The organism is Parasphingopyxis sp., assembly GCF_052168275.1.
Taxonomy (GTDB): Bacteria; Pseudomonadota; Alphaproteobacteria; order Sphingomonadales; family Sphingomonadaceae; genus Parasphingopyxis.
The window spans coordinates 1-14,259 of the sequence record NZ_JBQLZM010000083.1 but is presented as its reverse complement, the minus strand read 5'-3'; the positions used below and the strand labels follow the sequence as shown (position 1 = coordinate 14,259).

14 protein-coding genes and 1 tRNA gene are annotated in these 14,259 nt (G+C 68.5%); 7 read left to right on the top strand and 8 right to left on the bottom strand.

The features are described from left to right. Together ACTS1X_RS07595 and hisC are read right to left on the bottom strand one after the other, a co-directional pair. The coding region (locus ACTS1X_RS07595; RefSeq protein ID WP_442613782.1) for a HisA/HisF-related TIM barrel protein at nt 1-148 on the bottom strand (148 nt) is incomplete at its 3' end. 240 nt (nt 149-388) lie between these two features. Then, on the bottom strand, nt 389-1,489 hold the full coding sequence (hisC, locus tag ACTS1X_RS07590; protein ID WP_442613780.1) for a histidinol-phosphate transaminase: 1,101 nt from the start codon (nt 1,487-1,489) through the stop codon (nt 389-391). Nucleotides 1,490-1,622: 133 nt separating this feature from the next. On the opposite strand from hisC, the gene ACTS1X_RS07585 reads away from it, so the two are divergent. Continuing rightward, nucleotides 1,623-2,720, top strand: a complete 1,098-nt coding sequence (locus ACTS1X_RS07585) for a 6-phosphofructokinase (protein WP_442613781.1) — start codon at nt 1,623-1,625, stop codon at nt 2,718-2,720. 9 nt (nt 2,721-2,729) lie between these two features. Here the strand turns inward: ACTS1X_RS07585 and ACTS1X_RS07580 are convergent, their stop codons facing one another. Next, complete coding sequence (locus ACTS1X_RS07580) at nt 2,730-2,948, bottom strand: hypothetical protein (RefSeq protein WP_442613779.1); 219 nt, start codon at nt 2,946-2,948, stop codon at nt 2,730-2,732. Nucleotides 2,949-3,154: 206 nt separating this feature from the next. Between ACTS1X_RS07580 and ACTS1X_RS07575 the strand changes: the two genes are divergently transcribed. Beyond that, nucleotides 3,155-3,241, top strand: a tRNA-Leu gene (locus ACTS1X_RS07575). Nucleotides 3,242-3,550: 309 nt separating this feature from the next. On the opposite strand, the gene ACTS1X_RS07570 is transcribed toward ACTS1X_RS07575, so the two are convergent. The 4 genes from ACTS1X_RS07570 to ACTS1X_RS07555 all read right to left on the bottom strand — a co-directional run bounded on the left by ACTS1X_RS07570 (nt 3,551) and on the right by ACTS1X_RS07555 (nt 8,467). Then, nucleotides 3,551-6,229 carry an MSCRAMM family protein gene (locus ACTS1X_RS07570; RefSeq protein WP_442613778.1) on the bottom strand — a complete coding sequence of 893 codons (2,679 nt, stop codon included), beginning with the start codon at nt 6,227-6,229 and terminating at the stop codon, nt 3,551-3,553. A 27-nt stretch (nt 6,230-6,256) separates the two neighbouring features. Further along, a complete protein-coding gene (locus tag ACTS1X_RS07565) occupies nt 6,257-7,093 on the bottom strand; it encodes a fimbrial biogenesis chaperone (RefSeq protein WP_442613777.1) in 837 nt (278 codons plus the stop codon). 197 nt (nt 7,094-7,290) lie between these two features. Further along, on the bottom strand, nt 7,291-7,791 hold the full coding sequence (locus ACTS1X_RS07560; RefSeq protein WP_442613776.1) for a DUF4402 domain-containing protein: 501 nt from the start codon (nt 7,789-7,791) through the stop codon (nt 7,291-7,293). Nucleotides 7,792-7,936: 145 nt separating this feature from the next. Next, entirely contained in the window at nt 7,937-8,467 is a 531-nt protein-coding gene (locus ACTS1X_RS07555) for a DUF4402 domain-containing protein (RefSeq protein ID WP_442613775.1), read from the bottom strand. 101 nt (nt 8,468-8,568) lie between these two features. Between ACTS1X_RS07555 and ACTS1X_RS07550 the strand changes: the two genes are divergently transcribed. The 5 genes from ACTS1X_RS07550 (at nt 8,569) to ACTS1X_RS07530 (ending at nt 14,075) form a co-directional block, all read left to right on the top strand. Next, nucleotides 8,569-9,639, top strand: coding sequence for a type III polyketide synthase (locus ACTS1X_RS07550; protein ID WP_442613774.1), 1,071 nt, complete (start codon nt 8,569-8,571; stop codon nt 9,637-9,639). After that, on the top strand, nt 9,639-10,331 hold the full coding sequence (locus tag ACTS1X_RS07545) for a methyltransferase domain-containing protein (RefSeq protein WP_442613773.1): 693 nt from the start codon (nt 9,639-9,641) through the stop codon (nt 10,329-10,331). Before ACTS1X_RS07550 ends, ACTS1X_RS07545 begins: the two co-directional genes overlap by 1 nt. After that, nucleotides 10,310-11,407, top strand: a complete 1,098-nt coding sequence (locus tag ACTS1X_RS07540) for an NAD(P)/FAD-dependent oxidoreductase (RefSeq protein ID WP_442613772.1) — start codon at nt 10,310-10,312, stop codon at nt 11,405-11,407. Before ACTS1X_RS07545 ends, ACTS1X_RS07540 begins: the two co-directional genes overlap by 22 nt. A gap of 32 nt (nt 11,408-11,439) precedes the next feature. Next, nucleotides 11,440-11,841, top strand: coding sequence for a peptide-methionine (R)-S-oxide reductase MsrB (gene msrB, locus ACTS1X_RS07535; RefSeq protein WP_442613771.1), 402 nt, complete (start codon nt 11,440-11,442; stop codon nt 11,839-11,841). A 113-nt stretch (nt 11,842-11,954) separates the two neighbouring features. Further along, nucleotides 11,955-14,075: a transglycosylase domain-containing protein gene (locus ACTS1X_RS07530; RefSeq protein ID WP_442613770.1), complete on the top strand. Its 2,121-nt coding sequence runs from the start codon at nt 11,955-11,957 to the stop codon at nt 14,073-14,075. Here ACTS1X_RS07530 and ACTS1X_RS07525 read toward each other — a convergent pair. Then, a partial coding sequence (locus ACTS1X_RS07525) for a YgjP-like metallopeptidase domain-containing protein (RefSeq protein ID WP_442613769.1) occupies nt 14,051-14,259 on the bottom strand: 209 nt, incomplete at its 5' end. The genes ACTS1X_RS07530 and ACTS1X_RS07525 overlap by 25 nt on opposite strands.

The window sequence follows — 14,259 nt, the reverse complement described above, 5'->3', positions numbered from 1 at the left end:
AGCAGAGCTCGTCGGCTTCGGCCGCGTCATAGACGCGCGCCTGCTCGACCGGATCGCCCGCATCGGCGAGATCGACGAAATTGACGCCTTTCACGACGCGGCCATTGGCGACGTCGAGACAGGGGATGATGCGCTTGCGGACGGTCATGGAGCGGCCCTTTTTGTCGGACTCGCCCTAACGGTCGAGCGCCGCACCGAAATCTGTTCGTCAGAACGTTGCTCGCGCAACGTCGCCGCACCGGCCCGCTCCCCCTCCCGGCCTCCCATTGAGTGTACCCTGTTGGGGGGCCGGGAGGGGGAGCGGGCCGGTGCGGCGATTTCCCGACAGGGAAATTCTGACAAAAAAAGGAATCTGCGGCGCTCGACCGACAGGTTGAGTCTGACGATATCAAAGCGCCCCCGCCACCAGTTCCTCGAGCGCCGCTGCCACGCCGCGGGTTTCCGCTTCCGTGCCGATCGTGATCCTGAGGCCGTGGGCGAGGCCCTGGCCGGGGAGCCAGCGGGTGATATAGCCGCGCGCAAGCAGCCCTTCATAGGCGGCTTCGGCGGTCAGAGCGCCCTCGAACAGGATCAGCAGGAAATTGGCTTCGGACGGGATCGCGCGCAGCCCGGCATTGCCGAGCGCCGCGATCCGCTCCGCCAGCCAGCGGCGCCACTCGCGGTTGTGCGCGCGGCTGGTCTCGACGAAATCCCGGTCCTCGAGCGCCGCGATCGCCGCGGCCTGGCCGGCAGTCGTGACGTTGAAAGGCGCGCGGATCCGGTTGAGCGCGTCGATCACCGGCGCCGGGCCATAGCCCCAGCCGATCCGCTCGGCCGCGAGCCCGTAAATCTTCGAAAAAGTCCGCGTGACCAGAATGTTGCGCGCGTTGCGGGCCAGTGCGAGCGGCGCCTCGGCCTCCCCGTCGGGCAGATATTCGGCATAGGCCTGGTCGATCACGAGCAGGCAATCGCCGGGCATCGCCGCGTGCAGCCGCCGCACCTCCGCCATCGGCGTATAGGTGCCGGTCGGATTGTTCGGGTTGGCGAGGAAGACGACGCGCGTGCGCGCGGTGAGCGCCGCGGCCAGCGCATCGACATCGGTCGCATAATCGCGGTCCGGCGCCTCGACCGGGGTTGCGCCGACCCGTCGCGCGGCGAGCGGATAGACCGAAAAGCCGTAGCGGACATAGAGAATTTCGTCGCCCTGCGCGGCATAGGCGCCGGCGGAGAGATGCAGAATCTCGTCCGACCCCGTGCCGCAGATGATCCGCTCGGCCGCGATGCCGTTCAACGCCGCGATCGCCTCGCGCAGCGCGGTCGAGGCCGGATCGGGATAGCGGGCGAGGCTGCCGCGCGCCCCGGCCAGTGCCTGCGCCGCATTCTCGCTCGTGCCCAGCGGATTCTCGTTCGACGAAAGCTTGACCGCCGGCGCATCGGACGCGCCTTTCGAGCGGCCGGGCGCATAGGGCGTCATCGCCGCGATCCAGGGCTTGGGCGTGGGTCCGGTCATGCCCGTCTCGATAGAGGGATTCGCCGCCGGTTCAAACAAAAGCTTGGCCGGGCGGTCCTGCGGCCGATAATCCGCTTTTACCGCGCGCAAACCGCCCTATGCTGGCGGCTCGGATCAGGCACAGGAGGGTCCCATCCATATCGGCATCCTGACGGGCGGCGGCGACGTGCCGGGACTGAACGCCTGTATCCGCGCGATCACGCTGGGCGCGCTCGACGAAGGCTGGACGGTGACCGGATTCCGGCGCGGCTGGGAGGGGTTTCTCCGCATCGATCCCGACGATCCCGCGACGGTCGCCGCGCAGAGCTGGCCGCTCGACCGCGCCCGGGTCCGCGGCATCGACCGCAGCGGCGGCACGATCCTCCACACCTCGCGCACCGATCCGCGCACGCAGAAGGAGGGCGACCGGACCGATCATGTGCTGCACGTGCTCGACCGGCTCGGCATCGACGCGATGGTCACGCTGGGCGGCGACGGCACCTTGCGCTTTTCCGCGCATCTGGCCGAGCAAGGCTTCACCGTCATCTCGATCCCCAAGACGATGGACAACGACGTTCACGGCACCGATTACTGCATCGGCTTTTCGACCGCGATCACGCGGTCGGTCGAAGCGATCAACGCCCTCAGGACGACGACGCGCAGCCATGAGCGGATCGGCGTGGTCGAGCTGTTCGGCCGCCGGTCCGGCGAAACCGCGCTGCTTTCGGGCTTTCTCGCCCAGGTCGCGCGCACGGTGATCGCTGAAGTGCCGGCGGACCCCGATATCCTTGTCCCGCTGCTTGCCGAGGACCGCGAGCAGAGCGGCGAAAATTACGCGATGTGCGTGATTTCCGAAGGCGCGCGGATCGTCGGCGAGGAGGCGAGCGGCGAGCTCGGCAAATCGGCGACGCACCGGATCGAGGGCGGGGTCGGGCAGCGGCTGGCGCGGATCATCGAGGCGCGGACGGGCATTGGCACAGTCGTCCAGGAGCTCGCCTATCTGATGCGCGCGGGCGAACCCGACGCCATGGACCGGATGGTCGGCTTCGCGTTCGGCGGGCTCGCGGTCCAGCTGCTGCGCGACGGCCAGGCGGGGCGGATGGTCGCGCTGACCGACGGCAATTACTGCCATGTCCCCAACGACACGCTGCTCGAACGGCAGAAATCGGTCGATACCGCCAATCTCTACGACAGCACGGCCTATCGCGCGAAGCTGCTGCGCATCGAAGGGATGCCGATGTTCCTCTATTGAGGCGGGCTTCTATTCGAATTCGACGAGGCGGTGGATCCGGTCGGTATCGCCCGTGTCCGGGCCCGGCATCCGGCGAATTTCCACGCGGCCGGGCTGGCCGACGGAGCGATCCGCGCGATCGAAATCGACGGACCCGGCGGCGACGATGCGGACGGTGGCGCGGGCCTGCGCGATCGCGCCGGATTCGGGCAGCGCGGCGAGCAACAGGAGGGCGGACGCGAAAACCATGCGATCGGGCTAGGCGGTTCGCCGCGGGTCCGGAAGGTAAAGAAATGGTTAAACCGGCCGGAAAAGAGCGTTAATGCAGGGATTTGGGCGATAAATCGCTTGTGCGCCCGGATTCGCATGCGTTCGCCCATTGCGCCCGCCCGCGCCCTTTGCTAGAGGCTCGCGCCTGCCAGAGGCCGGTCCATGACCGGCGATCAGGAAAATGTGCGGTCGTGGCGGAACTGGTAGACGCGCAACGTTGAGGTCGTTGTGGGCTAACGCCCGTGGAAGTTCGAGTCTTCTCGACCGCACCATTTTCCGGTTTTCCAGATAGTCGAGAGAGCGAGAAAGTCGCGCGGCGCGACTTTTGCCTGTCAGACTTTCTTGTCGGTCAGACCTTCGCTTCGCTCACGCGCGGCACCGGGATTCAATTTTGTCAGAAACTTCCTGACGGAAGTTCGCCGCACCGGCCCGCTCCCCCTCCCGGCCTCCCACAGGGTACATTCGATGGGAGGCCGGGAGGGGGAGCGGGCCGGTGCGGCGCTCAACCGACAGGTTGAGTCTGACAAATCAAACCCGGTACCGCGCTCGACCGCAAGGCCGAGTCTGACAGATGAATCCCGCTACGGGGTTTCCGAGGACGATACCGCATTCGCGCCGATCGCGACCGTCCCCAGCCGGACGCTGTCGTTATCGTCGGTGACGAAGGCCCGGCGGCCGAGCGCGGCGCTTGCGCCGACCGCCTGGGCGGAGAGTTCGGCCATCCGCACGCTGTATTCGCCATAGGGCACGCCCTCGAAGACGAAAAATCCGTCGAAATCGGTCCGCACGGTCTTCACGACGCGGCCCTCGACGTCGACCAGCTCGAGATCCACGCCTTCGAGCGCCCCGCCGCCCGCGCGGACCAGCACGCCGTCGATCTCGCCGGCGCTGACCAGCGGCAGCTCGACGGTCGCGGCGATTCCGGGCCGCGGGGTGACGACGACGCCAGGTCCGCGCGGCTGGACGAAGGGATCGGCGAGCGAGGAGGTGTCGATGCCGACGAGGATCGGCCGGTACGGCGTGAGCCCGGTCACCACGGCGAGCCCGTTCTCGTCGGTCGGGTCGTTGGCGGGCGCGCGGCCGGTCGTGATCTGCACCCCTTCTTCGAAGGGTTCGCCAGGCTGGCGCACACCGTCATTGTTGAGATCGCGATAGACGCGCGCGACGGTCTGGCCGTTGCTCGCGAGCTTGTCGGCCGTCATATGGACGCCGCCGCGCGGATCGGGGCCGATGCTGAAGGCGAGGTTGAGCCCGGCCGCGACCGAACCGTCGGTCGCCGCCTCGGCCGAGGCGGTCAGCGCGAACCGGTCGAAGCGCCGGACATAGCCGATGCTCGCCCGGGCGCGGTCGAGCGTCGCCTGATAGCCGAGCTCCGCGCGCCATGCGCTGTTTTCGCCGCTTCCCCAATCGGCGGTGAGCGACGCGCTTTCGAACCGGCTGCCGGGAGAAAGCCGCCAGCGCGCCTCGCCGCGCAGGCGGACGCGCCCGATCCGGCCATTGGCGAGGACGGCCGCATTGGTCTGGTCGGGCGGACCCGACCCGCCGCCCGCGGCCGCGCCCTGCCGCCGGTAGCCGATCTCCCCGGTCAGCGCGAAACGGCGCATATTGGCGGAAATCCGGGCCGCAACGTCGAGCTGGTCGGCGCCATTCTCGCGCGTCTGGTAAGTCGTCTGCACGCGGACCGGCATGACGACGCGGCCGAGATTGAGACTGTGGTCGACGGCCAGGCTGTGCCGGCTCGTCGTGTCGATACTGTAGCGTTCGGTGCGGAAATCGCGGGCGATCAGCGATTCCGCACTGATATAGGCGCGCCCGAACCGCCCGAGCAGCTGCGCGCGCGCCGCATAGCCGCCATCGTCGGCCCAGGCCGCCGTCACTTCGACCAGCGCCGGGCCGATCGCCCGGCGGACCGAACCCTCGACCACCGTCACCCGTTCGTCGGCGATGACCAGGTTGTTGAGCTGGAAGGCCAGCGACGTCCGGGCGTTGAGCCCTCTTTCGAGCCCGAAACCCGCGCGCCAGTTGGCGCCGCGCGCCAGATCGCGATCGTCGAGATTGACGAGATCGCGATTGTCCTGGCTCGCGCCGGCCCAATACCAGGTCTGGCGCGGCGGAATGCTGGCCGCGCCGACATTGATGATCTCGGTTTCCCGCCGAATCTGGCCCTGGGGACCGTAGAGCACGACCTCGAACCGGTTGATGCCGTAGCGCAGCTCGACATCGACGAACTCGTAGCGGCCGTCGCCGCGATCGAGCGAAAAGGCCAGCAACTGGCCGTTCCGGTATAGTTCGGCTTCCCAGCCGTCGGGCAGTTCGCCGCGAAAGGTGCGCCGGTCAAAGCTGTCGGGCTGGTCGAGCGGCCGGTTGGTGACGATCGCGCCGCGGCCGGGCGTCGGCTGAACCGCGATCGGCGAGGACTGGCTCGAAACGTCGCCGATCGCGAAATGGGTCGCGCCCAGCGGGCCCAGCAGATTCGGCTCGTTGGAGCTGCGAAACGCGCGGACCCGCAGCGATTGCGGCACTCCGCGATCGTCCGAGGCGAGCCGCGCGTCGACCGAAGCGGTGAGGATCTCGCCGGCCGCGTAAATCTCGTAGCGTCCCTCGAATCCGCTGTCGCGCCGCTGGCGATCGCGTAATCCGCCCAGCGAAACCACGACGTCGACCGCGGGCGTCCGCCACATCCGATACGGGGTATCGGCCTGGGGCAGCGCCGACAGGTCGAAATCGGGACGCGGGCGCAGCGACGCCGCCCGGGCACGCCGCTCGAGCGCGCGCTCGACAGGCAAGGGCTGTTCGGAGCTCAGCAGCAGCACCGCGTTGCGCAGATCGGCCTCCATCGTAACGCCGAACCAGGCGGCCAGCGCCTGGGTCGCCACGCACCAGCCCTCCGGCGTGTCGAAAACGATGCCGTCCGGCAGGTTCTCGGCCGATTCGCCGAACCGGACGCGGTTCCGGTTGCGGTCGATAACTATCTGGTTTTCTTCGGTAAATGCCCATCCTTCGGCGCGATTGGCCGCTTCGTCGATGGCGATCGGCAGGTCGAGCGCCGCGATCGTATCGGCAAGATCGATACAGACGCTGCCCGGGGTCTGGTAGCCGCGCACCCCGTCGCCCAGCCGATATTCACCGAGCCGCACGTCGAGCAGCAGGGAATCGTCGGGATGGGCCTCCCATTCGGCCTGCGCCGATGCACCGGCCGCCCCGAACAGGGCGGCCAGACCGGCCAGGAAGAGTGTCGAACGGCGTTTCCAGCGAAGCATGGCGCCTCGCCTCTCCCCGGTGCCGCGCTAGCGCAGCACCGCCTCGGTTTCGGTGATCAGCGCTCCGCCGCTGCTGTCAGGCTCGCGATACTGGATGCGGACCGGACCGGCGAGATTCCCCTGAAATTCCTCGGAAACCGGAATCACGACCGATCGACTGCCGATTTCGGCATAGACTGCGACGCCCCGCGCCCGCGCCAGCGGCACGTCGACACCCGGCCGGGTAACGGTAACCTCGCCATAGACCGAACGATCGCCGACGCGGCTCAGGTCGAAACCGACCGCCTGGACGCCGTTTTCCTCGACTATCCGTGGATTTGCGATGGCCGCGGTCGCGGTCAGATTGCCGTGACGGACGATGATGGGGATCGTGACGCCATAGACCGGGATCAACCGGATCTGGAAACCCTCGCCGGCGCTCTCGGCCTCGGCCGCGGCCGGACGCGGACGCGGAATGGCGCGGAACAGCATGTGGACGCGATACTCGCCGTCGGGAATGTCCTCGGGCGCGCGGACACCGATGCGGATCGCCTGGGGCTGGTTCGGCGGAAGGACGACCCGGCGCGGGGCGTAGCGGATCATGCCGAGCGCCGCCTCCTCGCTTTCGTCGGGAATTTCAACCTCTTCCAGCCCGCCATCCGCGGTCATCCGCCGCAGCTCGAGCGAAATCCGGTAGGTCGCTTCCTCGTCGCCGATATTGTTGAGGATCACTTCGGTGCCGCGCGAGCCGTTGAGCACGACCCGGGTCGGCGCGACGAGGAGGTCGTTGGCCTGGACGGGCGCCGGCGCGCCGAGGGTTGCGGCAGCAAGGGCGATAGCGGCGCAGCCCGATCGGGCGCGTTTGGGCAGATATTTGAGGATCATGCGAGGTCTCCGTCTGGACAGCCGGGACACAACGCATCGACACAACGCATCACCCCCCGGAAATACCTCCGAAATCTTGCAAAAACTGGTTACTTTTCCGTCAAGAACGCGCCGTTTCGGCAAGAAAACCCGGCAGCGCGCCTGCGCTGCCGGGCAAAGTCGGGATCGCGTGCCGGCCCGGAGCCGGCATCGGACTGTTATTGGTAGTCGACGCTGACCGTGAAGCTGCCGGAATAGACGTTGGCCGGCTGGTTGGCCGCGACCGTCAGCGTACCGCCGACATAGAGCGGAACCGCCGAACCCGTCATCGCCAGAACGCTGGAAGACGGCGCGAGCGAGATCGGCATCGTGTTCGTGCCGTCGCTGAGCTGGGTCAGCGTGCCGAGACCGGTCACGTCGACGTTCAGGCCGTTGGCGCCCGTGACGTTGAACGACGCCGACGAAACGCTCGCCGCACCGGCACAGGTCAGGTTGGCGGCGCAGGTGCGCGTGCCGGCCGCATTGGCGGCCACGACGACCGTGCCCGAAGCGGCCGTATCCGGCACGATCGTACCGAAATTGAGGTCGCTGACCTGGGCGATCTGGACCTGCTGCAGGATTTCAGCGGTCGCATCGGCAGTCGCCGTAGCGGCGTTCGCAGCCGAACCCATAGCGGCCATCGCCGCGCCAGCGGCGATCACAGTGATAAGCTTGTTCATTGAATTGTCCCTTTTCCACTTTCCGATTGTAGACTTGAACGGAACGTGTCCCCCGCGCCATTCAGCGACCCTATTGCCGGTTTATGTTTCAGATTTTCCGAACGACTATGGTTAAAGCCGGCTTAAGATTCGGCCGGCGCGCCGATCACTCATATTCCGCGCTGATCCGCATTCTTCCGCGGAAACTGCCGACATCGTCGCCATCGACATCGATCCGGCCGCCAAAGGAGAAGCGCAACACGCCATCGCTTCCGATCCGCGGCTGGGCGGGCAGGTCGCTGCGCATGTCGCGCAGTTCGACGCGCCGCCCGCCGGGCGCGCGCATCACAACTTCGTCGGGCAGGTCGATCCGCACCGCGCGGCCCGGTTCGCCGCGAATGGTAACGGTCCCGCGCATTGCGAGGCCGCCGAGATCGAGCAGACGGGTCAGCCGGCGCTGGCCGGTCAGCGGATCGATCTCCGCCGCGCCGCCCTGATAGTCGATCAACGCCATGCGATCGAAATCGATGCCGGTGTCGATATCGATATGCAGCGGCCGGGCGGGCCGGGCCTGGGCCACGATCGGCGCCGAATCGTCGCACAGACGGCACGCCCCCTGCGCCGCGACCGCCGAGGGCGCGGCAAGGAGCAACGTTCCGGCGAGCAGAACGGGCGAAAAGAGGGCCAGACGGGCCATGCCCCTTTTTCGCGCGCGACCAATCAATATATCGTTAACGATCAAACCCTGTCATGAGGGGTTCCTCATGTCCGTTGCGTCGATTACGAAAGCGTCCTGCCGTGCCGATTCCCACGCCCCATATTAACGGCATCGGCGCAGCGACGCCCGACCACGATATTCACCACGCCTTTATCGGCTGGGCGGTCGAGCAGCTGTCCGATCCGCGCGAACGCAGCGTTTTCGCCCGCATGGCCGAACGCGCCGGGATCGACCATCGCTGGTCGGTGCTGCCGCGCGGCGCGGACGGCGGATCGCCGGTCAATCCGGGCGGCTTCTACGCCGCAGGCATGCCGCCGACCTCGGCGCGGATGCAGCTCTATGCGGACGCGGCGCCGCGGCTCGCGATCGAAGCCGTCGCCAATCTCCCCGAACCGCCAGATCCCGCCGGCATCACCCATCTCGTCGTCGCGAGCTGCACGGGCTTTACCGCGCCTGGCCTTGATCAGCTTATCGCGCGCGGACTCGGCCTCGACGGATCGATCGAACGCACGCTGGTCGGTTTCATGGGCTGTTACGGCGCGGTGACGGCGCTGCGCAACGCCTATCACATCGTCCGCTCCGAGCCCGGAGCGCGCGTCCTCGTCATCACCGCCGAACTGTCGACCCTCCACCTGCAGCCCGACGACGCCCTCGAGCCGCTGCTTGCGATGCTGCTGTTCGGCGACGGCGCGGCCGCGGCGATCGTCAGCGCCGAACCCCGCGGCCTCGCCATGGATCGCCAGTTCGCCGCGACGCTGCCGGAATCCGAAGAACTGATCCAGTGGCATGTCGGCGATACCGGCTTCGCCATGCATCTGTCGGGCGAAGTGCCCGGACGGATCGGCGACGCGCTGGGCGATGCCGAATTCCAGGCGGCCATCTGCAACGACGCCGGCCCCGGCGCGGTCGACAGCTGGGCCGTGCATGGCGGCGGACGCTCGATCCTCGATGCGGTCGAAAAGGGCCTCGGGATCGCGCCGGACGCGCTGGCGGTCTCGCGCACCATCCTGCGCGAAAAGGGCAATATGTCGTCGGCGACGCTGATGTTCGCACTGGAACGGGTTCTGCAGGGGCCGCCCGTCGAGCGGGGAATCGCGATCGCCTTCGGGCCGGGCCTCGCCGCCGAGGGTTTCGGATACCGGAGCGCCTGATGACCGGGCTCGCCCAGCGCACCATCGCCGAGGAGCAGATGGATGCGCCTGGGCTCGCGCCGGAAACCTATGCGGCGGTGCTCGCCGATCTCGAAAAGGCGAACCGCTGGACATTCTCGGCCCGGCCGACGCTCGGCTTTCTCGGGCGCGCGGCCGAGGGGCTGGACGGTTTCAGCCTGCTCGATGTCGGCTATGGCGGGGGCGGAATGCTGCGCGCGATCGCGCGCTGGGCGGCGACGCGCGGGGTCGCGGCGCGGCTGATCGGCATCGACCTCAACCCGAAGAGCCAGGCGGCGGCCGAGGCGCAGACGCCTGACGGCATGCATATCGAATATCGCACCGGCGACTATGCCGATTGCGAGCCGGTCGATTTCGTCGTCTCCAACCTCGTCGCCCACCATATGACGCACGGCCAGCTGATCGCCTTCCTGCGGCATATGGAGGCGAATGCGCGGCGTGGCTGGCTGATCAACGATCTCCACCGCCATAGGCTGTCCCATTTCGGCTATCCGCTGCTGGCGCGGCTTATGGGCTGGCACCGGATCGTGCGCGAGGACGGGCAGCTGTCGATCGCGCGCAGCTACCGGCCGGACGAATGGCCGCCCATTCTCGAAGAGGCGGGAATCGCGCCCGGTGCGGCCGCGGTCGTCCGGCGTTTCCCGTTCCGGCTGTGCGTCGAACGGCGGCGCTGATCGCGGGCGGCGGGCCGGCGGGCCTGGCCGCAGCCATCGCCCTGGCGCGCGGCGGCGCGGAGCCGCTGGTAATCGAGCGCCATGCCGAGACGCCGGACCTTCTGTGCGGCGGGTTCGTCAGTTGGCGGACGCTCGAAACGCTCGACCGGATCGGGCTCGCGCCCGGCCGGATCGGCGGGCATCGGATCGACCGGGTCGGGCTCTATGTCGGGAATCGCTCGCGCGTGGCCCGGCTGCCGCGGCCCGGCGTGGGGCTCTCGCGGCGGCGGCTGGACGATCTGCTGCGCGGAGAGGCCGCCGCGGCGGGCGCCGAACTCCGGTGCGGGGTCGCGCTGAGCGGCGCGGAGGGCCCGGGCCATATCCGGATCGGCGACGGCGAAGCGATTTCGGCCGACGCGCTGTTTCTCGCGACGGGCAAATATGAACTGCGCGGACTCAAGCGGCCGGTCGGGCGCGACGCGCCGGATCCCTGGATGGGCCTGCGCTGGCGGATCGCCGCGTCGGCCGCGCTGCAGGACCGGATCGCCGGCGCGATCGAGCTGCACCTGTTCGGGCACGGCTATGCGGGACTGCTGCTCCAGGAGGATGGCAGCGCCAATCTGTGTATGGCGGTGCGCCGCTCGCGGCTGCGCGACGCGGGCGGCGATCCGATGGACCTGCTGGACCGGCTGGCGGCGGAAGCGCCGAACCTCGGCGCGCGGCTCGCCGGCGAGACCCTGCCCGGCAGCGCCGATGCGGTGAGCCGCGTCCCCTATGGCTGGCGGATGCGGGAGGGACGGGCCGGGCTGTTCCGGATCGGCGACCAGGGCGCGGTGATCCCCTCGCTCGCCGGCGAGGGGATCGGCATCGCGCTCGCCAGCGGCGAAGCGGCCGCCAAGGCCTATCTGCGCGGCGGCCCCGCGGCGGCCGTCGATTTCCAGCGCGGTTTCGCCCGCGCGGCGCGCCGCCCGATCGCCGTGGCGAGCGCGCTCAAGAAGCTGGCCGATCGCCCGCGCCTCGCCCGCCACGCGATCGGGCTCGCCGCCGTGCCCGGCCTCGTCGGCCTGCTCGGCGAGGCGACCCGCATCCGCGCTTGATCGCCCGCGTCCCGCCGCCCATATTCGCCGTCATGGACAAACTCGACCTCACCGAAGCCGAATGGCGCGAGCGCCTGACACCCGAACGCTATCATGTGCTGCGCGAGGCCGGGACCGAGCCCGCCTTCGCCGGCGATCTCTACGACAACCATGAGGCGGGCGACTATCTGTGCGCGGGTTGCGGCCTCGCCTTGTTCGAGAGCAGCGCCAAATATGACAGCGGATCGGGCTGGCCGAGCTTCACCAAGCCGGCCAGCGCGGACGCGGTGACCGACCATCAGGACATGAGCCACGGCATGGTCCGCACCGAATCGCGCTGCGCGCGCTGCGACGGCCATCTCGGCCATGTCTTCCCCGACGGCCCGCCACCGACCGGGCTGCGCTATTGCATCAACAGCCTCGCGCTCGAATTCCGGCCGCGCGACACGGCCTGACACGGCCCGTCGCAGCATCGGTCCATACTGCAGAATTGCGTTGATTCAGCCCACATTCAGTCGCACTACACGCTTGTGACCGGCTGGGTAGGCGCATAGGGCAGACAATCGGTATGGCGGCATCTCGAGCATCGACGCGCGGGCCGGTCTGGCGCATCTCGATCGGACTGATCAAGTTCGGTCTCTATGCCGCGTTGCTCGGCTTCGTCGCGCTGGCCGTCGCGGTCGGCATCGCGATGTCCTCGCTCCCCGATTTCGAGACGCTGCAATCCTCGCCCAACGGCCAGACGGTGCGCGTGCGCGCCGCCGACGGCACGGTCATCTTCGCGATGGGGCCGAGCTACGGCCAGTGGCTGCGGCACGACGAGATTCCCGAGATCATGCGCGACGCGATGATCTCGGTCGAGGATCGCCGGTTCGAAAGCCATCTCGGCGTCGATCCGATCGGCATCGCCCGGTCCGTGGTCGTGCGCATCGAACGCGGCAGCTGGGTGCAGGGCGGTTCGACGATCACCCAGCAGCTCGCGCGGAATCTCTTCCTCACCAATACCCGCACCTTCGGCCGCAAGATCCGCGAGATCATCCTTGCGCTCGCGATGGAGCGGACCTTCACCAAGGACCAGATCCTCGAACTCTATCTGAACCGCGTCTATTTCGGCGGCGGCGCCTATGGCATCGACGCGGCCTCGCGCCGCTTCTTCGGCCATTCGGCGCGCGAGCTCGACCTGTCCGAAGCGGCGGTCGTCGCCGGGCTGGTCAAGGCGCCGTCGCGCTATTCGCCGACCGCCGACGCCGAGGCCGCGATCGGCCGGGCCGGCGTCGTCCTCGACCTGATGGTCGAGACCGGCCAGATCAGCGCCAGCGAAGCGGCGGCGGCCACGCCCGACGATGTCGCGCTCGCCCCCCAGCCGCGCCGCAACTCGGTCCGCTATTTCACCGACTGGGCGCTGAACCAGCTCGACCTGCTGATCGACGAGACCCGGGCGCCGATCGACGTCTGGACGACGCTCGATCTCGAAATGCAGGCCCAGGCGGTCAATTCGGTCCGCGCCCATACGCCGGCCGGGGCGCAGGCGGCGCTGGTGGCGCTCGACCGCGACGGCGCCGTGCGGGCGATGGTCGGCGGCACCGATTATGTGACCTCCAACTATAACCGCGCGGTCACCGCGGTGCGTCAGCCCGGCTCGTCCTGGAAGCTCTTCGTCTATCTGGCCGCGCTCGAGAACGGCTATACGCCCGGCGACCGCGTCGTCGACGAGCCCGTCGAATGGAACGGCTGGCGGCCGCGCAACAGCTCGGGCCGCTTTTCGGGCGAAATGGATGTGCGCAGTGCCTTCGCCTATTCGGTGAACACGGTCGCCGCTCAGCTCGGCGCCGAGGTCGGGCTGCACACGGTCGCCAACATGGCCCAGCGGTTCGGGATCACGACGCCGGTCAACACCCATCCCTCCATGGTGCTCGGCACGTCCGAAGTCCGGGTGATAGACATGGCGCGCGCCTTCGCCTCGGTGTCGGCGCGCGGCGTCGCGGTGGAGCCCTACGGCATCGTCCGGGTGACGATGGAAGATCCCGACACGCGCGAGGAGATCGAACTCTACCGCGCCGAGATCGACCAGTCCCGGGTGCTCGTCGCGCCCTATGTCGCGGCCGAGATGACCGACCTGCTGCAGACCGCGGTGGCCACCGGCACCGGCCGCGCGGCGCAGATCGGCCGCCCCGTCGCCGGCAAGACCGGCACCACGAGTTCGAACAAGGATGGCTGGTTCATCGGCTTTTCCTCCGGCCTGACCACCGCGGTGTGGATGGGCCGCGACGATGCCCGCGCCGTCGCGGGTCTGCAGGGCGGGCGCGCGCCGGCGCGCGCCTTTGCCGATTTCATGCGCTATGCGGTGTCCAGCCGGCCGATCGAGGAATTCGAAACCGCGGTGACGCTGCCCGAATGGCAGCTCGAGGACGAGGACGACGCCTATTTCGGCGATCCGCTCCAGGACGAAATCTTCGTCGACGAGAACGGCATGCCGATCGGCGATCCCGGCATATATGGCGAAGACCGGCGCTACGAGGATGTGGTGGCCCCCGACGATATGAACGAGGAATGGCTCGACGAGGTGCTGCGGCGCAGCGAGGGCGAGCGACGAGCGGAACGGCGGCGCGAGAATCCGGCGCCGCAAAATGATCGGGACGTTCCGGCGGCGCCGGCCATCCGCGCTCAGGAAGAAGAGCCGACCCAGTAGAGCGCCGCGCCATGTTCGCGCAGCCAGGCGCGCTCGGCCGAAGGGTCGCGGCCGAAAATCTCCGCCACCAGCGCGTGAAATTCGGGGCCGTGATGCATATGGACCCGGTGCGCGACCTCGTGCGCGGCGGTCGCGCCCAGCACATCGGGCGGCGCCATGACGAGCCGCCAGCTGTAGCGGATAT